This is a genomic window from Marinobacter sp. MDS2, assembly GCF_030718085.1.
Classification (GTDB): domain Bacteria; phylum Pseudomonadota; class Gammaproteobacteria; order Pseudomonadales; family Oleiphilaceae; genus Marinobacter.
Genome location: NZ_JAVAJF010000001.1, coordinates 159,510 through 185,372, shown reverse-complemented (window position 1 = coordinate 185,372; position 25,863 = coordinate 159,510). Strand labels below are relative to the sequence as shown.

Annotated in this window: 20 protein-coding genes and 1 pseudogene; 8 read left to right on the top strand and 13 right to left on the bottom strand. The window is 53.5% G+C overall.

All coding sequences use genetic code 11. The features are described from left to right. Window positions 1-16: 16 nt before the first annotated feature. Window positions 17-769, top strand: a pseudogene (gene cobA / locus Q9245_RS00895) (uroporphyrinogen-III C-methyltransferase); the annotation flags it as partial. A gap of 59 nt (window positions 770-828) precedes the next feature. Here cobA and Q9245_RS00890 read toward each other — a convergent pair. After that, window positions 829-1,902, bottom strand: coding sequence for a 3-deoxy-7-phosphoheptulonate synthase (locus Q9245_RS00890; protein ID WP_305895394.1), 1,074 nt, complete (start codon window positions 1,900-1,902; stop codon window positions 829-831). Between the two features lie 178 nt (window positions 1,903-2,080). Here Q9245_RS00890 and Q9245_RS00885 point away from each other — a divergent pair, with 178 nt between their 5' ends. Continuing rightward, a complete protein-coding gene (locus Q9245_RS00885; protein ID WP_305895393.1) occupies window positions 2,081-3,907 on the top strand; it encodes a DUF1631 family protein in 1,827 nt (608 codons plus the stop codon). Between the two features lie 10 nt (window positions 3,908-3,917). Further along, window positions 3,918-4,331, top strand: a complete 414-nt coding sequence (locus tag Q9245_RS00880) for a PilZ domain-containing protein (RefSeq protein ID WP_305895392.1) — start codon at window positions 3,918-3,920, stop codon at window positions 4,329-4,331. Window positions 4,332-4,384: 53 nt separating this feature from the next. Here Q9245_RS00880 and Q9245_RS00875 read toward each other — a convergent pair whose 3' ends face one another. From Q9245_RS00875 to gloB, 7 genes are all read right to left on the bottom strand, one after another. Beyond that, window positions 4,385-5,170 (bottom strand): enoyl-ACP reductase, encoded by a 786-nt coding sequence (locus Q9245_RS00875; protein WP_305895391.1) that lies wholly within the window; start codon window positions 5,168-5,170, stop codon window positions 4,385-4,387. 67 nt (window positions 5,171-5,237) lie between these two features. Further along, window positions 5,238-6,836, bottom strand: coding sequence for an ABC transporter ATP-binding protein (locus Q9245_RS00870; RefSeq protein ID WP_305895390.1), 1,599 nt, complete (start codon window positions 6,834-6,836; stop codon window positions 5,238-5,240). A gap of 1 nt (window position 6,837) precedes the next feature. Next, a complete protein-coding gene (locus Q9245_RS00865) occupies window positions 6,838-7,857 on the bottom strand; it encodes an ABC transporter permease (protein ID WP_305897143.1) in 1,020 nt (339 codons plus the stop codon). 5 nt (window positions 7,858-7,862) lie between these two features. Beyond that, window positions 7,863-8,948: a microcin C ABC transporter permease YejB gene (locus Q9245_RS00860; RefSeq protein ID WP_305895389.1), complete on the bottom strand. Its 1,086-nt coding sequence runs from the start codon at window positions 8,946-8,948 to the stop codon at window positions 7,863-7,865. 46 nt (window positions 8,949-8,994) lie between these two features. Then, complete coding sequence (locus Q9245_RS00855; protein WP_305895388.1) at window positions 8,995-10,824, bottom strand: extracellular solute-binding protein; 1,830 nt, start codon at window positions 10,822-10,824, stop codon at window positions 8,995-8,997. Window positions 10,825-10,836: 12 nt separating this feature from the next. Further along, window positions 10,837-12,531, bottom strand: a complete 1,695-nt coding sequence (locus Q9245_RS00850; RefSeq protein ID WP_305895387.1) for a LysM peptidoglycan-binding domain-containing protein — start codon at window positions 12,529-12,531, stop codon at window positions 10,837-10,839. 177 nt (window positions 12,532-12,708) lie between these two features. Then, complete coding sequence (gene gloB / locus Q9245_RS00845) at window positions 12,709-13,503, bottom strand: hydroxyacylglutathione hydrolase (protein WP_305897142.1); 795 nt, start codon at window positions 13,501-13,503, stop codon at window positions 12,709-12,711. A gap of 102 nt (window positions 13,504-13,605) precedes the next feature. Here gloB and Q9245_RS00840 point away from each other — a divergent pair, with 102 nt between their 5' ends. The 4 genes from Q9245_RS00840 to Q9245_RS00825 all read left to right on the top strand — a co-directional run bounded on the left by Q9245_RS00840 (window position 13,606) and on the right by Q9245_RS00825 (window position 17,460). Beyond that, window positions 13,606-14,406: a class I SAM-dependent methyltransferase gene (locus Q9245_RS00840; RefSeq protein ID WP_305895386.1), complete on the top strand. Its 801-nt coding sequence runs from the start codon at window positions 13,606-13,608 to the stop codon at window positions 14,404-14,406. Then, the gene (gene rnhA, locus Q9245_RS00835; protein WP_305895385.1) at window positions 14,406-14,849 is read left to right on the top strand and encodes a ribonuclease HI; all 444 of its coding nucleotides are present in this window, start codon (window positions 14,406-14,408) and stop codon (window positions 14,847-14,849) included. Before Q9245_RS00840 ends, rnhA begins: the two co-directional genes overlap by 1 nt. Before the next feature lie 39 nt (window positions 14,850-14,888). Next, the gene (gene dnaQ / locus Q9245_RS00830) at window positions 14,889-15,599 is read left to right on the top strand and encodes a DNA polymerase III subunit epsilon (RefSeq protein WP_305895384.1); all 711 of its coding nucleotides are present in this window, start codon (window positions 14,889-14,891) and stop codon (window positions 15,597-15,599) included. Between the two features lie 154 nt (window positions 15,600-15,753). Then, on the top strand, window positions 15,754-17,460 hold the full coding sequence (locus Q9245_RS00825; protein ID WP_305895383.1) for a chemotaxis protein: 1,707 nt from the start codon (window positions 15,754-15,756) through the stop codon (window positions 17,458-17,460). Between the two features lie 77 nt (window positions 17,461-17,537). Here the strand turns inward: Q9245_RS00825 and Q9245_RS00820 are convergent, their stop codons facing one another. After that, the gene (locus tag Q9245_RS00820; protein ID WP_199007047.1) at window positions 17,538-17,852 is read right to left on the bottom strand and encodes an SCP2 sterol-binding domain-containing protein; all 315 of its coding nucleotides are present in this window, start codon (window positions 17,850-17,852) and stop codon (window positions 17,538-17,540) included. Window positions 17,853-18,082: 230 nt separating this feature from the next. On the opposite strand from Q9245_RS00820, the gene sohB reads away from it, so the two are divergent. Continuing rightward, window positions 18,083-19,135 (top strand): protease SohB, encoded by a 1,053-nt coding sequence (sohB, locus tag Q9245_RS00815; protein WP_305895382.1) that lies wholly within the window; start codon window positions 18,083-18,085, stop codon window positions 19,133-19,135. Window positions 19,136-19,191: 56 nt separating this feature from the next. Here the strand turns inward: sohB and Q9245_RS00810 are convergent, their stop codons facing one another. From Q9245_RS00810 to metH, 4 genes are all read right to left on the bottom strand, one after another. Continuing rightward, complete coding sequence (locus Q9245_RS00810; protein ID WP_305895381.1) at window positions 19,192-19,698, bottom strand: DUF934 domain-containing protein; 507 nt, start codon at window positions 19,696-19,698, stop codon at window positions 19,192-19,194. Continuing rightward, window positions 19,691-21,343 (bottom strand): nitrite/sulfite reductase, encoded by a 1,653-nt coding sequence (locus Q9245_RS00805; RefSeq protein WP_305895380.1) that lies wholly within the window; start codon window positions 21,341-21,343, stop codon window positions 19,691-19,693. Before Q9245_RS00805 ends, Q9245_RS00810 begins: the two co-directional genes overlap by 8 nt. Window positions 21,344-21,689: 346 nt before the next feature. Further along, window positions 21,690-21,932 carry a DUF2970 domain-containing protein gene (locus tag Q9245_RS00800; RefSeq protein WP_305895379.1) on the bottom strand — a complete coding sequence of 81 codons (243 nt, stop codon included), beginning with the start codon at window positions 21,930-21,932 and terminating at the stop codon, window positions 21,690-21,692. Window positions 21,933-21,946: 14 nt separating this feature from the next. Beyond that, window positions 21,947-25,645, bottom strand: coding sequence for a methionine synthase (gene metH / locus Q9245_RS00795; protein WP_305895378.1), 3,699 nt, complete (start codon window positions 25,643-25,645; stop codon window positions 21,947-21,949). Window positions 25,646-25,863 lie beyond the last annotated feature (218 nt).

The window sequence follows — 25,863 nt, the reverse complement described above, 5'->3', positions numbered from 1 at the left end:
GGATAATCCGAACAATTCCGCCGGCGATGTGGCTCTGGTCGGAGCCGGCCCCGGTGATCCGGAGCTGTTGACGCTCAAGGCATGGCGACTTATTCAGTCGGCTGAAGTGGTGCTGTACGACAGCTTGGTGTCGCCTGAAATCATGGCGCTGGTTCCTGAGCAGGTGGAGAAGATCCACGTAGGCAAGAAACGAGCGAACCACACCTTACCTCAGGGGCAAATTAATCAGCGCTTGGTGGATCTCGCCAAGGAAGGGTATCGGGTCGTCCGCCTTAAAGGGGGCGATCCGTTTATTTTTGGTCGTGGAGGGGAAGAAATTGAGACCCTGGCGGCCGCAGGCATACGCTTTCAGGTGGTGCCGGGCATCACCGCCGCATCCGGCTGCGCTGCCTACTCCGGCATTCCGCTCACGCACCGTGATCACGCTCAATCCGTCCGCTTTGTTACCGGCCATTTGAAAGACGATACCTGCAATTTGCCATGGTCGGACTTTGTGCAAAACAATCAGACGCTGGTGTTCTACATGGGGCTGGTCGGGCTACCGATTATCTGCCGGGAATTGATTGCTCACGGCATGGACTCGAATATGCCTGTGGCGCTGGTTTCCAAAGGCACAACTCCGGAACAGAAGGTGGTGACCGGCACGTTGGAGAACATTGCCTCGTTGGTTAAAAGCAGTGGGGTTCAGGCTCCGACCATCGTGATAATCGGCCATGTAGTCAGTTTGAGGGGGAAATTGGACTGGCTGGGATGTGAGTCGGTGATTTGAGAGTGCGATTGATCAAAAAATAAGGCCCGGCGCTGAACAGGCTCCGGGCCTTATCTATTTTATGCGCCGCGTTTCGGCAGCACATCCTTCAGCTTTTCGCGCATTTCACGAATCGCCTTTTCCGTTGTTTCCCAATCAATACACGCGTCGGTAATAGATACGCCGTATTTCAGGTCGTCTAGATTGTCAGGGATCGACTGGTTGCCCCAGTTGATGTTGCTTTCAACCATCAAACTCTGAATCGATTCATTACCTTCAATGATTTGACGGGTAACATCCTGCATGACCAGAGGCTGAATGCCGGGATCTTTGTTGGAGTTGGCGTGGCTGCAATCGACCATAATGGATTGGCGCAGTTTTGCTTTTTCCAGCGCTCGCTCACACAGAGCAACGTTGACAGAATCGTAGTTTGGCTTACCTCCGCCGCCGCGCAGAACAACGTGGCCATAGTTGTTACCTTTGGTGCGGATAATGGCGCCTCGACCTTGCTGGTCAATTCCCAAAAAACTGTGAGGGTGCGATACAGAGTTCATCGCATTTACCGCTACGTCCAGGTTGCCGTCTGTGCCGTTTTTAAAGCCAATGGCCATCGACAGACCGCTGCTCATTTCGCGGTGTGTCTGGGATTCGGTGGTGCGTGCACCAATCGCCGACCAGGCAATGGTATCCTGCAAGTACTGGGGAGAGATCGGATCAAGCGCTTCGGTGGCGACCGGCAGGCCCATTTCATTGATGTCCAGCAACAGGCGACGACCGATATGCAAGCCTTGTTCTATGTCGAACGTATCGTTCAGGTGTGGATCGTTGATCAGTCCTTTCCAGCCGACGGTAGTCCGGGGTTTTTCGAAGTAAACGCGCATCACGATAAGCAGAGTGTCACTGACTTCATCGGCCAGTTTTTTTAGCCTGCTGGCGTAATCTCTTGCTGCTTCGGGATCGTGGATGGAGCAGGGGCCGACAACGATAAACAGACGCTTATCCTTGCCGTCCATGATGTCGTAAATAGCCTGACGGCCTGACGCGACGGTATTTGCCGCCTTGTCCGATAATGGCAGTTCGTCTTTCAAGGCTTCAGGAGTGATCAGTTGTTCCTGGCTGGCCACGTTCAGGTTTTCCAGTTTCTTGCCCGACATCTTGTTGTAGTTCCCCGACTCAAATCGTTACGTCACCGAAACAACGCCGTGTCACTTTGCCCGGTGATTGAAGATAAACACGAATGGCGCCGGTACACGGTTGCAGCAAACCCCGGCGAGTTGGTTATACTGCGTTATTTGAAGGTCCATTTCAACGATTCCAGACAACAGGCACCGGATGTCCCCTAAGGCAAAGCAGCCAGAGGCAGCGCCAATTTCCCGTAAAGAGGTTGCTGTCCGAATTAATCAGGTTCTCACCGGCATTCGTGTTCCGGACCTGCCATATCCCACCGGTAACTCTACGCCCGATGCCATACCGGATTGGGGGCCTTTGCTTTTATCCTGCTGGTCTGAACAGCGGGATGAGCGGGTTACCCATGTTTTAAGGTCTGTGCAGATTGGCTGGAGTGTTCGGCAGGTCAATGCTGCCTATCTAGCCGACCGTATTATGGATGTTTTTCTGAATACCAGTGGGCTGCACGCGTCGTTGGTCAGTCGCGTCGCTCGGCTTAGGTTCTGGTGTGCATGGCGTCTGGGAGAAGACGGTGGCAAAGCCTTTCCGCAGGTGGTGCTGGATTGGTTGGACCATTTGCAGGAGTGGCGGGGTTGGAGTGATACCGGCGGACGGTCGTCTCGCGCCCTGCTGGATTTGCTTGATAGCCTGGTGGTTGCCGTGGCCGCAAGTTTTGAGCAGGGTTCCACAGAGCCGGTAAACGTTTATTGTCAGCAATGGCTTGAGGACAGCAAGAAGAGACTGGGACAGGTCGATAGGCTTCGGCATCGGCTGTATGAAACCGAGTTGGGGCTGTCACGGCAGCGCCACGCCGAGCAAGTATCGAAAGCGTTGGTGGGCCGCGCGCTGAAAGGGCGCCAATTGCCAATCTTTATTTCGGGCTTCGTGCTGAACGATTGGATGGCGGTGCTCAAACAAAGCGTGTTGGCCGACGGCGAACAAAGCGAGTTGTATCGGCACGCGAATAAAATTCTGGAATGGTTGGTGTGGGCTGGTGATCCCGCATTGTCTGATAAAGATCGAGGCAAGCTGTATCGAGTTGGAGAGCAGCTTGGGGATCTCGTTCACGATGTCTGGCGCCGGGCCATGGGGCAAGACATACCCGTGGCAAAAATTGAGGCGATCAACGCCGTTATTGTTGACCGGATTAAAGGTCAGATTACCGATCTGGAGCCGGCGTTGCCGGTAAGCGGCGATTTCGTGTATGAGGCCGGTTGGATTGATCGAGCCGCCCTGAACGACAGTGATTTTGAACCCTATCTAGAGCGCTGGTTTGTGAAAGGCGAGGGTGTCGATGAGCAGCGGCGTTTTTTCTTTGCTTTGTTGCCGGACAGCCACGAGATTGTGTGGACGAACGGTGCCGGTGTAAAACTGAGGTTACAGGATTGGACTGAATTCCAGGCTGAACTGGACGCTCAGACGTTGCGACTTTTACCCGATTTGAAACCGTTTGGAGAGGTGTTGGACGAAACCTTGCGGCTGTTGGTGAAGGTCTGCCAGAAGCAACAGCGGCAACGAGAACAGGCCGCCCTTGAAGTTCGTGCAAGAGCAGAAGCAGTGCGTCGCGAGAAAGAAGAAGCGCAGCGTTTGGCTGCACAGCGACAAGCGGCCCATGAAGCCATGTTAGAACGACAACGGGCCGAGGCCGAGCAGCAACGGATTGCCGATGAAAAACTGGAATTGGGCAGGTTGGTGCGTGAGGCTGAAGCCGAAGCCGCTCGACAGATTGATCAACTCGAGCTTGAAGGTTGGATCGTGCTCGAGTCTGAACAGGCGAAAGACGCGCCATTGCGGTTGAAATTAGCCGTAAAAATTGCGGCTACCGGAAAATTCGTCTTTGTCGATCGCTTAGGGCTTAACCGGCACCAGTTAATGCGGGAGGAATTGGTAGCGGGTATCGTCGGTGGCAGGATCAAGATTCTTGGTGGCGGGGCGGCCTTTGATGATACGCTCAGTCGTGTCGTTGGCCGAATTCGCGGCAGCCGGGGTTAAGGGGATTATGATGGACAAAGATTACCGATTTGGTCAGGAATCCTCAGTCCCGGATGAGACCGACAAGCGCGGAGATTATCGCTTGTCGGCACGGGCAACAGCTCGGCTGCAGGTTGAATCAGCAGAGCCTGCTGAGTTTGGTGGTGAGTTGGTGGAGGGCTCGGTTCGCACCTGCGAAGTTCGGGATCTTTCTGCCAGTGGCATGAGTCTGGTGACCACCGAGACCTTACGGGTAGGTTCGTTGCTAACTGCCGAGATCCATCTGTCTGGGCGCGCGGAATCGTTAAGGCTGATGGTTGAAGTGGTGTGGAGCAAAGAAGAGGGTAGCCGGTACTTGAGCGGCTTGAGGGTGTTCGATTCCGATGAAACCGATTATCTGAGCTGGCTTGAAGCCGTTGCCGATGCGTTTACTGGTTCAGAATAGACAAAGCCGGCACAGCATGCCGGCTTTGTGAGAGGGCTAACCTGTTACCGACCTCAGTCTTCCAGTTCGCCCATGCCGGTGATATTGAAACCACCGTCAACGTACAAAATCTCACCTGTGATGCCGGATGCCAGGTTCGAACACATGAACGCAGCGGCATTGCCCACTTCTTCGGTGGTCACATTGCGGCGCAGTGGTGCACGCTTGGCGTTCTCTGCCAGCATGCGGCGGAAGCTCTTGATGCCGGACGCTGCCAGGGTCTTGATCGGGCCGGCTGAAATACCGTTCACGCGAATGCCGTCTTTACCGAGGCTCGCGGCCATGTAACGAACATTGGCCTCCAGAGACGCTTTGGCGAGGCCCATAACGTTGTAGTTCTGAAGAACCTTTTCGGCACCCAGGTAGCTGAGGGTCAGCAGGCTGCTGCCTTCGTGCATCATCTTCCGGGCGCCTTTTGCCAAGGCAACAAAGCTGTAAGAGCTGATGTCATGGGCGATGCGGAACCCGTCACGGGTGGTTACATCAACGTAATTACCATCCAGCTCATGACCGGGCGCGAAACCAACGGCGTGGATGATGATATCGATGTTGTCCCAGTGTTTGCCCAACTCGGTGAACACGTTTTCGATTTCTTCATCGCTGGCAACATCGCAGGGGATAGTGATCTTGCTTCCCCACTGCTCGGCAAATTTCTCCACACGAGACTGAAGCTTTTCGTTCTGATACGTGAACGCCAGTTCTGCGCCTTCACGGGCGAAGGCTTCGGCAATGCCGTAAGCGATGGAATGTTTACTGGCCACACCAACAATCAGTGCTTTCTTACCACTGAGAATACCCATGGGTATCGACTCCCTATGTTCCTTGATTTTGGCGCATTATCCCCGACCCGAGTCAAAGGGGCTAATGTCAATTGGTCGTAGTGCTATAGAAAAACGCTGCGTTCAGCAGCTCCTTGGTATAGTTTTCTTTGGGCTCACGGAAGATGGTTTCTGCATCTCCGTATTCAACAATCTCGCCGTGTTGTAACACCAGCAGTTTGTGGCTTAGTGCACGGACGACATTCAGATCGTGGCTTATAAAAATATAGCTTAGCCCATACTGAGCCTGTAGTTCTTGCAGCAACTCAATTACTTGCTTTTGAACCGTGCGGTCTAGCGCAGAGGTGGGCTCGTCAAGAATGATGACTTCGGGCTGCAATACCAGGGCCCGGGCTATCGCAATGCGCTGGCGCTGGCCTCCGGAAAATTCGTGAGGATAGCGATGGCGCGCCGCAGGATCGAGCCCGACATCCTTCAATGCCTGTATAACCCGGTCATCGTGTCGATCGGGTTCTGAAGAGGCGTGAATAAGAAGCCCTTCTTTGATGATTTCAGCCACCGACATGCGAGGGCTCAAACTGCCAAAAGGATCCTGGAACACAATCTGTATGCGGCGGCGCCAGGGCCGAAACTGTTTTTGAGACAGGGGGGCTAATTCGGTGCCGTCGAGGCGGATTGAGCCTGTGCTGCCCGTTAGTTTCAGCAGAGCGTGGCCGATGGTGGTTTTACCACTGCCGCTCTCGCCAACAATGCCCAAGGTTTCACCCTGGCCCAGTTGCAGGCTGACGTCTTTCACCGCATGAAAACTTTGGGTGACTTTGCCTAAGAGATTTTTCTTGAGCGTGAAGGCGACATTCAGTTCTGAAACTTCTAACAAATCCTTCGCATCTGCCCGTGGGGCCAAAGGTTGTTCCGGAGGCTCAGCGTCAATCAGCGTGCGCGTATAGGGATGCTTCGGCGCAGCGAACAAGCGGTCGGTTTCCGCTTCTTCAACCTTGATGCCTTTCTCCATCACCAGGACCCGGTCGGCATAGCGCCTGACAAGACTGAGATCGTGAGTGATCAGCAGCATAGCCATACCGAGCTTTTCCTGAAGGGATTGGAGCAGTTCCAGAACCTGCTTTTGAACCGTCACATCCAGCGCAGTAGTCGGTTCGTCGGCGATCAGCAGTTCTGGCTCGTTGGCGAGCGCCATGGCGATCATCACTCGTTGTTTTTGGCCGCCGGATAGCTGATGCGGATAGCTCGCCAGGCGCTGCTCCGGATTGGGGATGCCCACCAGCGCCAGCAATTCAATACAGCGTGTTCGTGCCTGCGGACCGCGCATGCCCAAGTGAATCTGTAGGGTTTGTGAAATCTGTTTCTCAACCGTGTGCAAAGGGTTGAGGGATGTCATTGGCTCCTGAAAAATCATACTGATTTTCCGGCCACGAATGGTTTTCATGACCTTCTCGGGGGCTTCAAGAACATTGGTGCCCTTAAACAGAATTTCACCGGAAGGGTAACTCACATGGCGTTCATCCAGCAGGCGAAGTACCGAGAGCGCCGAGACTGATTTTCCGGAGCCACTTTCACCCACCAGAGCAAGTGTTTCGCCCGGCCGTATCGATAGTGAAAGGCTGTTTACGGCGAGAGGACCGTTGTCGAATTGGATGGATAGATCCGAGATGTTTAACAAGTCGCTCATATCAATTCTTTCTCGGGTCAAATGCATCACGCACGGCTTCTCCGGTAAAGACCAGTAACGTCAGCATGAGTGACAAGGAAACAAACGCTGAAATGCCCAACCAGGGCGCATGCAAATTGGCTTTGCCCTGCGCAATCAATTCGCCCAGGGAGGGCGAGCCCGAAGGCAAGCCGAACCCCAGAAAGTCAAGCGAGGTGAGGCTGGTAATGGCCCCCGCGAGAATAAAGGGCAGGAAGGTAAGGGTTGCCACCATGGCATTCGGCAGTACGTGCCGGAACATGATATGCCGGTTCTCCAGCCCCAAGGCTCGTGCGGCGCGCACGTATTCAAAGTTTCGGGCTCTGAGGAATTCAGCCCGAACGACGTCTACAAGCCCCATCCAGCTAAACAGTAACATGATGCCAAGAAGCCACCAGAAATTTGGTTGAACAATGGCTGACAGAATGATCAGTAGGTAGAGCATGGGCAGCCCGGACCAAATCTCCAGGAACCGCTGGCCGAGCAGGTCAATCTTGCCGCCGTAGTAGCCCTGAATGGCACCTACCGCAACGCCAATAAGGCAGCTGATGAAGGTCAGTGTCAGCCCGAACACCACGGAAATCCGGAAGCCGTAGATCACTCTGGCAGCTACATCGCGGCCCTGATCGTCAGTGCCGAGCCAGTTAACGGAGCTGGGTGGGGCGGGTGAGGGCACGTCCAGGTCGTAGTTGATTGTGTTGTAGCTGAACGGTATCGGAGGCCAGATCATCCACCCATTGGCGTTGATTTCGCCCGCAATAAAACTGTCCCGGTAGTCGGTTTCGGTGGGCAGGAAGCCACCGAAGGTTTCCTCGGGAATGGTCTGAACGACCGGGAAATATAATTCGCCTTGGTAGGAAACAACCAGCGGTTTGTCGTTAGCGATCAACTCGGCACCGAGGCTGATGCCGAAAATCAGCAGAAACAGCCAGAGCGACCAGTACCCGCGGCGATTATTGCGAAAATTGCGCAGCCGGCGTTGTTGAATGGGAGAGAGTTTTATCATGATTACGCGCCCTCCCTGCTGTCGAAGTCGATGCGTGGATCAACCAGAACATAGGTGATGTCGCTGATGAGCTTTAGCAAAAGCCCCATGAGGGTAAAGATATAAAGCGTGCCGAAGATAACGGGATAATCCCGGTTCAGAGCGGCTTCAAACCCGAGCAGGCCGAGGCCATCGAGAGAGAAGATAACCTCGATCAGTAGAGAGCCGGTGAAGAACAGAGACACAAGCACTCCGGGTAGGCTGGCAATGACAATCAACATGGCGTTACGGAACACATGGCCATAAAGAACCTGTTTTTCGTCCAGACCCTTGGCTCGGGCGGTGGTCACGTATTGTTTACCGATCTCATCGAGAAACGAGTTTTTGGTCAGCAAGGTAAGTGTGGCAAACCCGCCAATAACGTTGGCGGTAACGGGGAGTGCCAGATGCCAGAAATAGTCGCCAATCTTTTGGTACCAGGTCATGGTGTCGAAATCGGGAGACGTAAGGCCCCGCAAGGGGAACCAGTCGAAGTAGCTGCCGCCGGCAAACAGAACGATCAACAGAATCGCAAACAGGAATCCGGGAATGGCGTAGCCGACTACGATGGCAGAGCTGCTCCAAACATCGAAACGGGAACCGTCTCTGACGGCTTTCCGGATACCCAGAGGAATGGAAATCAGATAGATAACCAGCGTGGACCAAAGGCCCAGCGAAATGGATACCGGCATTTTATCGATGACGAGTTCGACCACGGAACGATCTCGAAAGAAGGAATTCCCGAAGTCAAACGTGGCGTAATCCTTCAGCATCCCCAGAAAACGTTCGTGGGCGGGTTTGTCGAAACCGTAGCGGGCTTCCATCTCCGCCAAGAGCTCCGGCGGCAGCCCCCGCGCTCCCCGGCTTTCATTTGAAGCCGTAGAGACTTCGCCGCCCATATCGCCGCCACCGGCCCGGGCGAGCGCATTGCCACCCAGCCCTTCCATTTCGGCAATCAGCTGCTCAATGGGGCCACCGGGCGCTGCCTGAACGATGATGAAGTTGAGCAGCATGATGCCGATCAGGGTCGGAATAATCAGCGCCAATCGACGAAGTATGTATGTACCCATCTAGGGAAGGAATCCTTTCATGACGGCTTGATTGGGAGTGGGCCGCTCAGCGGGCAATCCACCAGTTATTAAGATCGATACCGCTTTTAGGGGTAACGTCGGGCCGTTCAAGATGGTTCCAATAGGCCACTCTGTCTTTGCTCAGGTGCCAGTGAGGAATGACGTAATGGCCATGCAGCAACACGTGATCCAAGGCCCGCACTCGATGGACCAATTCGTCACGGTCCGGTGCTTGAATCACCATGTCGACAAGTTCATCAACCACAGGGTCGTTCACGCCAATGGTATTGCGAGAGCCCTCTACATCAACATTCGACGAGTGCCAGTAATCTCGCTGTTCATTACCGGGCGAGTCGGATTGGGGTAGTACCTGGGTAATCATGTCGAAATCGAAACTGCGGACGCGCCGAATGTACTGGCTGGTGTCGACAAGGCGTACCGTGACATCAATGCCCAGCTTTTTAAGGTTCTGGGTAAACGGAAGTACCACGCGCTCGAAGCTTTTCTGCGCCAGCAAAATCTCGAATTTCAGTGGCTTTCCGGATGCTTTGTGAACCATTTTTCCACCTTGAATTCCGTAACCGGCTTCGCTCAGCAGCTGAAATGCCTGTTTAAGGTTGTCACGAACACTCCGGGTTTTGCTGGTGTCAGGTGGCGTGTACACCTTGTTGAAGACGTCGGCGCTGAGCTGGTTACGGAAAGGCTCGAGAATCTCCAGTGTGCGCCCGGACGGCAAGCCTTCAGACGCAAGTTCACTGTTTTCGAAGAAACTGTCTGTGCGGTTGTACTGGCCATAGAACAGATTTCGGTTCGCCCATTCGAAGTCGAATCCGTAGGCCAAAGCTTCACGGACTTTGGGGTCTTTGAAAACCGCTTTTCGGGTATTGAAAACAAAGCCTTGCATGCCGGTTGGACGGTGATGCTCAATCGCGACTTTGGTGATCGAGCCTTTCTCGAACGGTGTGCCGGTATAGGCGGTAGCCCAGTTTTTAGCGGAGGTCTCCTGCCGGAAGTCGAAGTTGCCTGCTTTGAAAGATTCGAGAGCAACGGTATCGTCGCTGTAATACTCGTAGGTGATCTTGTCGAAATTAAAGCGACCCTTGCGAACCGGAAGGTCGGCTGCCCAGTAATCAGAGATGCGTTCGAATGTCAGGTTTCGGCCGGCATCGAAGGAGCCAATGCGATAAGGCCCACTGCCCACCGGCACATTCAAGCCATTGCCCTCGAACTCCCGGTCTTGCCAGTAGTGGGCGGGTAGAATGGGCATTTGGCCGATAATCAGGGGCAGCTCGCGGTTCTCGGTATCACCAAAGTCAAACCGAACGCGGTGATCACTTTCGACCGATACACTTTCGATATCGGAGTAATAATTGCGATAGAAAGGATGGCCTTCCGTGGTCAGGATTCGGAAGGAAAAGGCTACGTCCTCGGCGGTAATCGGTTCGCCGTCCTGAAAGCGAGCTTCTTCCCGTAAATTGAAAATAACGTAGCTTCTGTCCTCGGGTACTTCGAGGCTCTCTGCGATCAACCCGTACGCTGAAAAAGGCTCATCGTCAGACGATACCATCAGGGTGTCGTACACATAGGTGCTGACGCCAGCGGCGGCAACGCCTCTGACAACAAACGGATTAAAGCTATCGAAACCGTTGGCGACGGCGCTCAGTTTAAGATGGCCGCCTTTGGGAGCTGCCGGATTTACGTACTCAAAATGATCGAAATCCGAGGGGTACTTCACCTCCCCGTGCATGGCCATGCCGTGCACGGGGGCGGGCGCTTCCGGGGAGTGACTGTCTGCGTATGAAACAAAAGAAGTGACCGCAAGGGCCAGTGACGTAACCAGTCCGGTGAGGCTCGGTGCTTTACGTATTTTTGTCATAGTTCTCGCACGTTATGGGCTGTTTCTTATGTCAACGTAGAGTACCAGACTTTGGCCGGGTTGCAGATAACGGTTGGTATTAAGATCGTTCCATGATGCGATGTCTCGCACATTCACGGAGAAACGGGAGGCGATCGTCGATAGAGAATCGCCTTTGCGCACGCGATATCCAACCTTGCGCACCATGGCCTTGTTTCTGGCGTTGCCGGCAACGGTTTTGGGTTGCTTCACCTTGCTCCAGATAACCAGTTTCCGGCCGGGATGGAGGGGGTCGCCCGGCGCCATGCCGTTCCACGCGGCAACTTCACGCACGCTGACCCGGTGTTCCCGGGCGATGTCCCAGAATGTATCGCCGCGGCGAACGGTATAGCGTACTTTATTGCCTGATCGCTTCCGCTCCTGCTTGCGCTCAAGCCTCTGGGACTGGCTCAAGCCATAGGCGTCAGAACTCTTGGTGGAGGACGGAATCAGAAGCTGCTGACCGATCCGAATCATGTCGCCGTTTAGCTTGTTTACCTGGCGTATAACGGACGTGGTGGTGGAAAACCGGCGAGCAATGCTGCCCAGGTTGTCACCCTTCGTTACTTTGTAGTTTTTCCAGGAAACCCGTTGGTCGGCTGGGAAATTCGCCAACGCAGCTCGGAATGTATCAGCGTTTTGGGCGGGCACCAGCAAGCGGTGCGGGCCATCGGGGTTCGTGGCCCATCGGTTGTAAGACGGGTTAAGCAGATAGATTTCATCAATATCGACGCTTGCAAGTTTGGCTGCCTGCGCCAGGTCCAGTTGTGAACCTGTCTCAACCACTTCGAAATAAGGTTCGTTCTTCAGTTCCGGCAGCTGAATGCCATAGGCGTCCGGATTGTCGATCACTTTTGCCAATGCCAAAAGCTTGGGCACGTAGTGTCGGGTTTCTTTAGGTAGTCTTAATGACCAATAGTCTGTTGACTGGCCCGCCTTACGGTTGCGGCGCATGGCACTGGAAACCGTTCCGCCGCCTGAGTTATAGGCCGCCAGTGCCAAGGTGAAATCGCCGTCGAATCGGTTGGCCAGACGTTCGAGGTAAGTGAGTGCGGCATCGGTTGAGGTCAGCACATCCCGACGATCGTCATGCCACCAGCTTTGTGTCAGACCGAAGTATTTGCCGGTTGAAGGGATGAATTGCCAAAGCCCTGCTGCGCGACCGTGAGAGTAGGCAAAAGGATCAAACGCGCTTTCTACCACTGGCAGCAAGGCCAGCTCGGTTGGCAATCCGCGGGCTTCGGCTTCGCTCAGGATGTGGTGCAGGTATCGTGCGCCTCTTTCTGTTACGCGTTGAATGTAGCGGGGATTGCGGGCATACCAGTCAAGCTGAGCCTGCATCCTGGCATTATCAACCGAGTGATCCATGGCAAACCCGGCTCGCATGCGGCTCCATAGATCCGTTTGCACAAGCTCATCCGACCCGGAGGACTTGGGCTCGTCGAGCTTTTTACGGGCGGCTTTCGCTTTCGCTTTAAGGTCTGCCGAAATGGCATCATCCAAGGGGGCATTCGTGGACAGATCTTGATCTGAATCGATAGCCGCAATCAGTTCATCGTCGCCCTGAGCCACCACAACGCGTTCAGATTCGAGCGGGTTGCTGTGCCTGCTTTCAAATAAAGGATTGCTGCTGCAGCCAGCGGTTAAGGATGTGGTGAGTAAGACCAATGAGAGGCGATTAACCGGCATAACTAGGCTTCCGGGAGGTTGCGCCAGACGTCAGTAACAAGATCCGGCGTAAAGATAAATGCAATGCTTCAAACACAGTTCGAGCGAGATTCTATGGGACGGGTTTTAAGGCGGTCAAGGCACGTGATGTTACGGCTTTGAGAGGTATTGTTACCACCGCCTCAAATTCGGTTCTGATCAGAAGTGATCTTTGCCATGCCGAACGGCTGCAAAGACTTCCGCCGGACTGGTTACAGGCAAACCGTGTTCAGCACCATAGGCTTCTGCGGCTTTGATCACGGCAGGGTCATCCCAGCGCAGAAACAGGTTGAGTGCTTTTTCGTTCTGTAGGCTCGAAGGCACAGTGGGTTTCCCGGCTTGGCGCAGCAGATTGCAGTCTTGCTCGAATTCGATCAGCCCCGCATCGTCAGGCAGCCAATGACGCGCAAAGCGAAGGTTGGCAAGAGTGTACTCGTGGGCGCAGTAAATCGCAGTGTTGTCGGGAAGAGCCCGCAGTGAGTTCAATGAGCGGTGCATTTGGTCGGGGGTACCTTCAAACAGCCTTCCGCAGCCGCCAATAAACAGGGTGTCACCACTGAACAGTACAGGAGCGCCATCAACCTGAGTCTCCGTGTAGTAGACGATATGGTCCAGAGTGTGGCCTGGGGTTGCCATTACTGAGAAACGAATCGTTTGCCATTCAAGGTGATCGCCATGGCTCACCGTTTCTGTCACATTGGTGAACGGTGAACCTTCCGGGCCGACGATTCTGATGTTCGGGTGCGTTTCCCGGAGCTCGGCAATACCACCGATATGGTCCGGGTGATGATGAGTGACCAGAATGGTGTCGAGCGTCAGGCCCGAGTGTTTCAGATAATCCTTGACCGGTTGCGACTGCCCCGGATCCACCACAAGGGCTTTGCCGGTTGATGTATCTGCAAGACACCAGATGTAGTTGTCTGAAAACGCCGGAATAGGGTAAATGCGAAACATCATGACCACATGTGCTTAATGGATGTGACTGTTATGATAAAGCAACAGCGCGCCTATCCCAAGGTGTCCGATGTCAGGGCCGCATGAGCAGAGGAATAAACGGTGAACGACTCCAGGCCGATCGATTTTGCAGCGCGACATGAAAGCTTTGAAGTCTGGTTTCAAAGCCCGTTAGGGCGAGCCTTGTTGGCCAGCCAGCGGCGTGTCCTTGATAGAGAGCTTGGCAGCCTCACCGGAGCCCGGCAGTTACAAGTAGGCTTGAGTCACAGATTACCCTTGGCCACGGGTACCGATTTCGTACAGCGGATTATTACAACGCCTACTTGGAGTCCGAACATGCCGGATGGAGTGGCGGTTTGCGATTCGGTTGAACTGCCATTCCCGGCCGATTCTATCGATCTGGCCATTTTGCATCATGCTGCCGATTTTTCTCAGGACCCTCATCAGGTGCTGAGGGAAGCGGCAAGAGTTCTGCGAGGCGAAGGCGTGATGGCTTTGGTTGGTTTCAATCCACTGGGGCTGTGGGGTGCTCGCAAGCTGCTTTCCCGGCATCACCAAGGGCCTTGGGGCGGGCGCTTCATGATGCGGTCGCGCATGGAAGACTGGCTTCGGCTGCTGGGCTTTACGGTTGAATCCACCGCGACCTATTTTTGTCAGCTGCCGATTCAAAAACGCCACGGCTCCATCGCCACCCGGGAACCCTCCGGCAAAGCCAATATTATTCCCGTTGGCGCCTATTACTGTATCCTTGCGCGCAAACGGGTGCCGGCGCCTATCCAGCGTGGCGTAAGTTGGCGAAAGAACAACGTGATCTCGCTCCCGGGTGCGGTAGGCGCATCAAGAGATTGCATGAACCGAGTGCCCCGACATCTCGATACCAGTAACCGTTCACCGGAGTTCTAATGGCAGGCAAAGTAGTGATGTACACCGATGGAGCGTGTAAAGGCAATCCCGGACCGGGTGGTTGGGGGGTTGTGTTGCGCTACGGTGGGGCCGAGAAAAAAATGCATGGCGGCGAGCGTGAAACCACCAATAACCGGATGGAGCTGATGGCCGCTATTCAGGGCCTGAAAGCGCTGAATCGTACTTGCGATGTCGAGCTGTATACAGACTCACAGTATGTACGCAAAGGGATCACAGAGTGGATGGAGGGGTGGAAGCGCAATGGCTGGAAAACTTCGGCCAAAAAACCGGTCAAGAATTCGGATTTGTGGAAAGAGCTGGACGCGGAATCCGCCCGGCACAACGTAAATTGGCACTGGGTCAAGGGTCACGCGGGCGACCCGGGCAACGAGTTGGCGGATGAGCTTGCCAACTTGGGTGTCGAAACCGTGATGAGGCGCTAAAGTAGTAACAGCCGAACGATGTTCCCTGAAAGGTAATGCATGAGACAGATTGTACTGGACACAGAAACAACGGGTATTGATCCCAGCGCCGGGCACCGGATTATTGAGATCGGGTGTGTTGAAGTTATTGAGCGCAAATTAACGGGGCGAAATTACCACGTTTATATCAATCCGGAGCGGGAAGTGGAGGCGGAAGCCATTACCGTTCACGGCATCACGAACGAGTTTTTGCAGGATAAGCCAAAGTTTGCGGACATCGCCGAGGAATTTTTTGCGTTTATCGAAGGGGCTGAACTGGTTATCCATAACGCGGCGTTTGACGTCGGTTTTATGGACGCCGAATTTTCCCGCCTCAAGCCGGTACGGAAAACTGCTGACCACTGCGGCATTGTCGATACCTTGGCGATTGCGCGAAAGAAACATCCCGGGCAAAAAAATAACCTCGACGCACTGTGTAAGCGTTACGGCGTAGATAACTCCAACCGGGAGCTACACGGCGCGTTGTTGGACGCCGAAATTCTCGCGGATGTCTATCTGTTGATGACCGGTGGCCAAACGGCGCTGTCGCTGGATGCCGGATCGGGCGAAGAAGGAAGTGTAACCGGCGTGCGAAGACTGTCGTCGGAGCGGGCGCGTCTGCCTGTTGTCGAGGCCACGAACGATGAGATCAATGCGCACAATGAAATGATGGAACGGATCGAAAAAAAGGCGGGGCATACAGTGTGGAGCAATCTTAATGCTTCAGAGTGAGATCTGTATCTAACTGTACTAATTGTTACATTTCAGCTTTCTTGAGCTACATGAATTTTATGTTATAAGTAATGATAAGTTCGCGGGTTTTATGCGAATTGAGATTGTTCATGCACAGGAAGCGGTCGTCTCCGCAACGTAACAGGAAGCGTTTATGGTCCAATCGTCTCTTGCGACGAAATCGCAGTCGTTTGATCTGGTTAAAGGTGAAATTGAGCAGACCATCAAACAAGCGGAATCGAGCCTTGAACGCTTTCAGGAAAACCGGGAGAGTGGGGAAGACCTGCAAAACTGTGTCGACTATCTGAACCAGTTGCGCGGTATTTTCCTGCTCGTTGAACTTCGCGGTGGAACGTTGATTTGTCAGGAAGCGGTGAACCTGGCGAACGACGTACCCGTGGGTGCCAACGACGACAAGAACATTTTGCTTACAACTCTGAACAGCGCGCTCTTCACTCTGCGCCGTTACGTTGAGTATTACCATCAGCAACGAGTTGATCATCCCGAATTATTGCTCCCCGTTATTAACGACTTGCGCGAAGCCCGTAAGGAAAAACCTTATCCGGAATCGTGTTTTTTCGACGTGGATGTTCGTGAACGCCCAGATTTTTGCTGCGATTTGGCGCTGCGTCCGAGTGTAGACGATGATCACGAATACGAAATGTTGGCGCGTCGTATGCGCTTGACGTTTCAGGTCGCTTTGCTGGGGATACTCCGGGAGCAAAACGAAGAGATCGGCAAAAAGCTCATTGCTCGTGCTGCTCGTGGTTTTGCGCGGCTTTGCCAGAATGCGCCCATGGGGCAGATGTGGTGTCTGGTGGCGATCACCGCCGATGCCATGCTTGATAGGGCAATGGGCTTCAGTAAGGCTCGAAAGCGCTTGTTGATGCGTTTGGAGCGCTATACCCGTGAAATTGTGTACGTAGGGCGGGTTGCAACCGCCAAAGACGCTCCGGATTCAGTCGTAAAGGATCTGCTGTATTTACTGTATCGCAGTGGTTCAGCGAATCCGGAAATTACCAGGGTTCTGCAAGGTTACAAACTTCAGCCGTCGGACTTTCCTGATTCCATGATGCAGGCGCACGCGCGACGGCTTTATGGCCCTGGTAGTGATGTGCTGAAGTCGTTGTCTGACGCTTTACTGGAAGAGCTGAATCAGCTAAAAGACAAACTCGACATCATTGAGCGTGGCATCGAGCCTGACCTCGCCGAACTTGCCTCCATCGCGGATGCACTGGAGCGTCTTGGCAACACGTTGGTTATGCTTGATCTCAATCGCCTGGCGAGCATTTCCCGCGGAGAAGCCAGAAAGCTTCGCGCGTGGGAAGAAGAAAATCGTTTGCCGGCAGAAGAAGAGCTTTACCAGCTGGCGGATTCGGTTCTGGGGGTCGAAGACGCAGTTATGCAAATCGTAACTCGCGGCATTACCTCTGAAACCGATGCGCTGGCGGGTGGGGAGAGCCGAACGGAAGAGTCCGTGTATCTCCAGGAAGCCATTTTGGTAGTGACCGAAGAGGCTCGAGGCGCGTTAACCCTGGCGAAGCGTGCGATCACCGCATTTATTGAATCCGATTATGACAAACTGCATCTCGCAAACTTGCCGGGTACGCTGCGAAGCATATGGGGAGGGCTTATCATGGTGAGTGATCCCGCGGCCGCAAGTGTCATTGCGAGAATCGCTGATTCCATTCAGAACGAGTTACTGGACGCGAAAGAAGCGCCATCGAGTTCGGTATTGGAGGCGCTGGCAGATGCGCTTACCTCGCTGGAGTACTATATCGAGAGCATTGGCCGGCGAGAAGACAGCAACGTCGGCTTGCTGAATTTGGCGGAGACATCTTTGGCGGACGTGGGTTTATAACGCTTTGTTAGCCAATCACCAGACACAAAAAAACCTGCGTAGCTCGCAGGTTTTTTTGTGGAACTTCCGAATAGGTCTTAGCCCATGTCGAACAGTTCACCCAGCTTGGTAGCCAGCATCATGTCGCCTTCGGCGCGCAGCTGACCAGCCATGAATGCTTGCATGCCGTCAGTTTCGCCAGAAACGATGCCTTGCAGAGTTTCGGAGTTCATGATCAGGGTAACAGAAGGATCTTCGTGAGTGCCTTCGTTCAACTTGCAAGAGCCGTCTTTGATTTCCAGGTTGTACGGTTTGTCGTCTTCGATATCAAACTGGAACACCAGGTCCAAGCCCTGTGCTGCGTCTGCGTTGAAGTTCTTTTCCAGCTTCTCAAAAATCTGTTCAACAGACATTAGTTATACCCTTTTTAGTGTTTGTCATATCTTGTCGTGGCGGATCAACAACCCGAGCGGAACTGAGTCTGTCGTAGCTGGGTATCGCCGACCTCAGTATTCGACTTTATGGTTACAGAGGGATCATGTCAAGCTTGATCGAACGCTTGTTTTAATTTGTTCGGGCTTATCAGTTACGGTGCGACAGAGTACACTCTGGGGTTTGCATAAAGCGCACTGGAGAATGCATTTTGGAATTTATTAGTGAGTACGGTTTGTTCCTTGCAAAGGTTGCAACGTTCGTTGTGGCTGCGATTATTCTGGTCGCGGTCATTGTGTCCGCAAGTAAGCATAATGATTCGGACGACGACGAAGGCGAGCTGAAGGTCAGAAACCTAAACGACAAATACCGGAACCTCAAAGAGTCTATCCAGGCCAAGTTAATGTCAGATGACGAATACAAAGCCTGGAGCAAACAAAAGAAGAAAGAAGAAAAAGCGAAGAAAAAAGCGGCAAAAACGAAAGCTGAAGAAGATAGCAAGCCAAAGTCCCGTATTTACGTTATCGACTTCGACGGTGATATCAAAGCCAGTGACACGGACACTCTGCGCCGCTCTGTGAGCGCGGTTCTGAGCGTTGCAGACCCGGAAAAAGACGAAGTTGTGGTCCGCCTCGAGAGTGGTGGCGGCCTTGTTCATGCGTATGGCCTGGCATCGGCCCAATTGGACCGTATCCGGAGCAAAGGCGTGCCACTGACCGCGTGCGTTGATAAAGTGGCGGCCAGCGGCGGTTACATGATGGCTTGCGTGGCTGACAAAATCCTTGCATCGCCGTTTGCGGTGATCGGCTCAATCGGTGTTGTTGCCCAACTGCCGAACTTTCATCGTTTGCTCGAGAAAAATAACGTCGATTTTGAAGTCCTGACCGCAGGTGAGCATAAGCGCACGCTCACCATGTTTGGTGAAAACACTGAAAAGGGTCGGCAGAAATTCCTTGAAGATCTGGAAGATACCCATGGCCTGTTTAAAGAGTATGTCAGTGAGCGCAGGCCGGATCTTGATATCAAGGCCGTCGCGAATGGCGATATCTGGTTCGGCAAGCGGGCTTTGGACGTAAAACTGATTGACCACATCAAAACCTCTGATGAATACCTCATCGAGGCCTGTGATCGTGGAGAAGTGGTGTCGGTATCGTTCCAGCAAAAGCGAACGTTGGCTGAGAAGATCGGCATTGCGACCAGCACAGCGCTGGAGCGCTCAGTGTGGAAGGTCTTGAGTGCCTTCAGGAATCAGAAAATTCAATAGCAGGCGGGGTCAGCAGGTGCCAACTATTTCGTTGGCACCTGCTGACTGCTTACAGATTAAGACACCCGGCGGCGAAACAGTGGTACATCGTTATCCACCGCGGCCTGATAGGTCTCAGAGAAGAAGTTCAGGCAACGTGCGGCCTTGGTAATATCCTTGTCTGCGCGAAGCACATAAGAATCAAACCCGCAGCGTTTCATGAACTGAAGCTGGTCCAGCAGTACGTCACCGATTGCTCGCAATTCACCCGTATAGCCGAAGCGCTGGCGCAGTAGGCGGCCAATGCTGTAACCACGGCCATCGACGAAACGAGGAAAGTTCACTGCAATCAACGGCAGTTCATTTACCTTCCCTTCCAGAAGTTCCGGTTCGTCATGACTGTCGAACCAAACGCCTATATCAGCACGACCCGCGAAATGCTCGTAGCCTGCTAGCCACAGATCAGCGGGAATCAGCGCCGGCTGGCCCTCCGGGATATCCAGAGAGTCGCCTTCGGCGGGGCGGGCAACCACTACCCAGTTATCGTTACGAATAGTGCCGTCAGCGGCAATAACATCAGGCATAAACCCGCTCCTTGAATGGCTTCAAACCAACCCGGCGATAGGTGTCCAGGAAAGTCTCTTCTTCAGTCCGGTTCTCAACGAACACATCAATGATCTTTGAAACAACGGCCGGCATGTCTTCCCGGGCAAACGACGGCCCAAGAATCTTACCGATATTTGCATCATGCTGGGATGAGCCGCCCAAGCTTACCTGGTAGAACTCGGCACCTTTCTTATCGACACCCAGGATGCCAATGTGGCCCACGTGGTGATGTCCACAGGCGTTCATGCAGCCAGAGATGTTCAAATCAATAGGACCCAGATCGTAGAGATAATCCAGATCATCAAACTGGCGCTGGATGGCATCAGCAACTGGAATAGACTTTGCGTTTGCCAGTGCGCAGTAATCGCCACCCGGGCAGCAAATCATGTCGGTCAGTGTGTTCAGATTGGCGGTGGCAAAGCCCATGCCTGTGATTGACTGCCAAAGTTCAAATAAGCGGTCTTGGCGCACATCGGCCAGCACCATGTTCTGTTCGTGGGTGGCGCGTGCTTCACCGAAACTGTATTCATCTGCCAGGTCGGCAATCTGCTCAAGTTGACGGTCGGTCAAATCACCCGGTGGTGTGCCGGTTTTCTTGAGGGTCAGAGTGACGATGGCGTAGCCTGGCTTTTTGTGCTCGCCTACGTTATGGGTCAGCCAGCGATCGAACTCTTTGTTCTCGAATCGTTGCTGGCTCAATGTATCGGTGGCGTCTTGCAGGCTTTCATAAGCGGGCTCGGTGAAGTAACCCTTAACACGGTCAATCTCTTCGAAGGTAAGGCGAGTCGGGGAGTTCTTGATTTGTTCCCATTCGGCTTCGACTTTCTCGGCGAAGGTTGCCGGGCTCAAAGCTTTTACCAAGATCTTGATGCGCGCTTTGAATTTGTTATCCCGACGGCCGTAGCGGTTGTATACCCGAACGACGGCTTCCAAATACGTAAGAAGATCGAGTTCCGGCAAGAATTCACGGATTACAGGGCCGACCATGGGAGTGCGGCCCAAGCCGCCGCCTACGTGAACTCGGAAGCCCAGTTCGCCTTGATCTTTGCGAACCATTTGCAAGCCAATGTCGTGGACCTGAATCGCTGCACGGTCGGTATGCTCCGACGCGTTTACCGCGATTTTGAACTTACGAGGCAGGAACGCAAATTCCGGATGGAAAGTTGACCACTGGCGGATAATCTCGCAGTACGGGCGCGGGTCTGCGATTTCGTCTTTCTGCACGCCGGAAAACTGGTCTGTGGTGGTGTTGCGAATGCAGTTACCGCTGGTCTGGTTGGCGTGCATTTCAACTTCGGCCAGCTCGGCAAGAATGTCAGGTACATCTTCCAAGCGCGGCCAGTTCAGCTGAATATTGGTCCGGGTGGTGACGTGGGCATAGCCTTTGTCGTAGTCACGGGTCACTCGGGCTAAACGCCGTAACTGCTCGGAACGGAGCATGCCGTAGGGTACGCAGATACGCAGCATGGGTGCTAGGCGTTGGACATAGAGACCGTTCTGCAAGCGAAGAGGCAGAAATTCCTCTTCGGAAAGTTCGCCCGCCAAGGCGCGTTCGGTTTGGTCCCGAAACTGGGCGACGCGCTCTGCGGCAATTTGTCGGTCGTGTTCATCGTAAACGTACATAGTGGAACGTCCTGCCTGCTAACATCAGAAGCTAATAGTTATGACGGCAATTTTTCATTGCGCCTTATTCCTGATGCGAAGGATACCAGCGAGTTTTTATTCTCAAAACGATTATTTCAAAATATCTTTATCGATTCAGGTGATAAGGGCTACGAGCGGGCTGGACGAATGTCAGTTATCTGCTTTAATTTCAGCAGCAACTTGATAAAAACAATGACGTTATACGAGTGAGGTCCGCATGAAGCAGTCAGAACGTTCCGACAGTGTCGTAGATTCCATGGCCGCTATTGCCTTGGTTCTACTTGTGGTGGGATTCGCAGTTCTGTGGGTGTCTGGCCAATAAATCCTACTGACCAGATAGCACCAGGTTGACGAGCAGAATCAGACCGCCCACAAAAAGGCCGGTAAAGATCAGGCCTGCGATAATAAAAGGTGCAGGGCTGTGACTGGAAAAGTCTTCTTGCCGGTGTTTTTCTGATTGAACACCAAACGCACCGGCGAGAATGCTTTGAGTGATTTTCAAAACCCCCGGCGACCGGGGTTTTTCATTTTCGCTGTATTTGTTCTTGTTGTTAGCAACGTTGGTCATGTGAGATTCCTGAACTATTCTGCAGGATCGTACGCCAAGCTGGGCATCAGCCAGCGTTCCGCTTCGGCTTTCGAAAGGCCTTTACGCTCAGCATAGTCTTCAACCTGGTCAACGCCAATTCTGCCTATCGGAAAGTACTTCGACTCAGGGTGAGCAAAGTACCAGCCGGAGACTGCCGCGGTGGGGTACATGGCGAAGTGTTCGGTCAGTTCAAGCTCGATGTTGTCCGTTGCTTCCAGCAATTTGAACAATGTTGCTTTCTCGGTATGGTCCGGGCAGGCCGGATAACCGGGAGCAGGGCGAATGCCACGGTAGCGTTCTTTGATCAGATCTTCGTTAGCCATTTGCTCTTCATTGGCGTAGCCCCAGAACTCTTTACGAACGCGCTCGTGCATGCGTTCAGCAAAGGCTTCCGCCAGGCGGTCGGCCAAGGCCTGCACCATGATCGCGTTGTAGTCGTCGTTCTTGTCTTTGTACTCCTTGGAGTACTCATCGGCGCCAATGCCGGTTGTCACGGCAAACCCGCCAACATAATCCTGTTTGTGAGAGTCTTCCGGTGCAACAAAGTCGGATAGGGCCATCATCGGCTTTCCGGGTGCCTTGTCATCCTGTTGGCGCAAGTGGTGCAGGGTAGTTAGCTCTTCGGCGCGCGACTCATCGGTATAGACCACAATGTCGTCACCCCGGCGACTTGCGGGCCAGAAGCCAACCACGGCTCGCGCAGTGACACGCTTCTCTTCGATCATCTGCTTAAGGATAGCCTGAGCGTCGTCAAACAGGGTTTTTGCGGCTTCGCCTCGTTTTGGATCGTCGAAAATGGCCGGATACTTTCCGGAAATGTCCCATGCGATAAAGAATGGGGTCCAGTCAATGTAGTCAACGAGCTCGGCCAGATCGTAATCGTCAAAAACGCGCACGCCTGTGAACTTCGGGCGGGGTGGCTCATAGTTCTCGAAGTCAATCTCAGGCGCTCGAGCACGGGCCTCGGCCAGCGAAACGAGCTTGGTACGGTCGCCACGGTTCTTGCGCCGCTCACGTACTTCTTCATATTCTTTTCGTGCCGCTTCAACGAGTGCAGGCTTTGCGGTTTTGCTGAGCAGTTGTGACGCAACGTTTACGCAGCGAGACGCATCAGAAACATACAGAGCGATGTCGTTTTTATAGTGCGGCTCAATTTTCACGGCAGTGTGCGCTTTAGACGTGGTGGCGCCACCAATCATCAGAGGCAGATGGAAATCCAATCGCTGCATTTCCCGAGCGACGTGGACCATCTCGTCCAGGGACGGGGTAATCAAGCCGCTCAAGCCGATGATGTCTACGTTCTCTTTTTTGGCGGTTTCCAGAATCTTTTCACAGGGCACCATGACGCCCAGGTCGATCACCTCGTAGTTATTACACTGCAGAACCACGCCGACGATGTTCTTGCCAATGTCGTGAACGTCGCCTTTAACCGTGGCCATCAGGATCTTACCTTTGGCCTGCTGGTTTTCGTCTTTTTCCGCCTCGATAAAGGGAATCAGGTGAGCTACGGCCTGCTTCATTACCCGCGCGCTTTTGACCACTTGTGGCAGGAACATCTTACCGTCGCCAAACAGATCGCCCACTACGTTCATGCCATCCATGAGAGGACCTTCAATGACATGGATTGGGCGGTCGGCCTCAAGGCGGCAAGCTTCGGTGTCTTCGATGATGTAACTGGTAATACCTTTGACCAGAGCGTGCTCGAGGCGTTTTTGAACAGGCAGTTCTCGCCACGCAAGATCTTCTTCTTGCGTCTTCCCGCCTTTGCTTTTGAACTTTTCCGCGGCTTCAAGCAATCGGTCGGTGGAATCTTCACGTCGGTTAAGAACCACGTCTTCCACGAGTTCCTTCAAGCCCGGCTCGATCTCGTCGTAAATCACCAATTGTCCGGGGTTCACGATGCCCATGTTCATGCCAGCTTTGATGGCGTGGTACAGGAACACCGAGTGGATGGCCTCACGTACCGCATCGTTACCGCGGAAAGAGAACGAAACGTTACTCACGCCGCCGGAAATGGACGCGTGGGGCAGGTTCTCTCGAATCCAGCGCGTGGCGTTGATGAAGTCCACGGCGTAGTTGTTGTGTTCTTCGATGCCGGTTGCAATTGCAAAGATGTTGGGGTCGAAAATGATGTCACCCGGGTTGAAACCAATGCCGACCAAGGTGTCGTATGAGCGCTTACAGATCTCTGTTTTCCGCTCGAAGGTATCGGCCTGGCCATCTTCGTCAAACGCCATGACCACGACCGCGGCGCCGTAACGCATGCAAGCACGAGCTTGCTTGATAAAGTTTTCTTCGCCTTCTTTCAGACTGATGGAGTTGACCACCGCTTTACCTTGAATGCAGCGCAGGCCAGCTTCAATAACCTCCCACTTGGAGGAGTCGATCATGATGGGGACGCGGGAGATGTCAGGCTCCGAGGCCACCAGGTTCAGGAAAGTTACCATCACTTCCTTTGAATCCAGCATGCCTTCATCCATGTTGATATCGATGATTTGAGCACCGTTTTCAACCTGGTCTCGCGCAACACTCAAAGCTTCTTCGTATTGTTCTTCTTTGATCAGGCGCAGGAAGCGTTTAGAGCCGGTAACGTTGGTGCGTTCACCGACGTTGATGAACAGAGTGTTTTCGTCACCTGTAAACGGCTCCAGGCCTGACAGGCGCAATGACTTCGGGCGGTCCGGTATTTTTCGGGCTGGGTATTTAGCGACTGCGTTTACAATGGCTTCGATGTGTTCGGGGCTGGAGCCACAGCATCCGCCGATGATGTTCAGGAAGCCATCCCGGGCGAAACCTTCGATGATCTCTGCCATCTCTTCCGGGGTTTGATCGTATTCACCAAACTCGTTCGGCAGACCTGCGTTGGGGTGGGCCGATACATAGGTTTCGGCCTTGTTGGCCAGCTCTTCGACATATGGCCGCAATGCGTCTGCACCCAAAGCGCAGTTAAGGCCGACGGAGATCGGTTTGGCGTGGGCAATCGAGTTGTAAAATGCCTCGGTGGTCTGGCCGGACAAGGTTCGGCCAGAGGCATCGGTAATGGTGCCGGAGATCATGATCGGCAGTTCGATGCCGCTGTCTTCGAAAAACTGTTGAGTGGCGTAAATGGCGGCCTTAGCGTTCAGGGTGTCGAAGATGGTTTCGATCAGGATAATGTCGGAACCGCCTTCAACCAGACCGGATACCGCTTCGTAGTAATTATCGACCAGGGTCTGGAAGTCGACGTTACGGAAGCCGGGGTTGTTTACGTCTGGTGACAAAGATGCTGTGCGTGATGTAGGGCCCACCGCACCGGCGACAAATCGAGGTTTGTTCGGGGTTTTCTTCGTGTATTCGTCGGCGATCTGACGCGCAATTTTTGCCGATTCGACATTCAGCTCGCGCGCCAGTGACTCCATGCCGTAATCCGCTTGAGACAATTGCGTCGAGTTGAATGTGTTCGTCTCAATGATGTCTGCGCCCGCGTCCAGGTATTCCGCGTGGATATTGCGGAGCAGGGCGGGCTGGGTCAGGTTCAGCAGGTCGTTGTTGCCCTGCACATCGTGGGCAAAGTCTTTGAACCGATCGCCTCGAAAGTCGGCTTCATCCAGTTTCTGGTTCTGGATCATGGTACCCATGGCGCCATCGAGAACCAGAATGCGTTCTTTAAGGGCGAGATGGAGCTGTTCCAGACGGCTGCTGCGATCGGTCATAGGTAAATCTTCCGGAGTCATGAATAACATCTAATAAAGGTAGTGCGGCGGGATCATAGCAAAAATGCAACAGAAGGTCTTAGTACAGATGATCATTATCAAGTGACTGAAAATTAGGAGTGAAGACGGCGCAAATACGGGAAACTAGTTACCTCAGGAATGCTTGACTGTTTTACTTGGTCTTTCAACTTTGATCCAAGTCTCTTAAAATGGAAGCT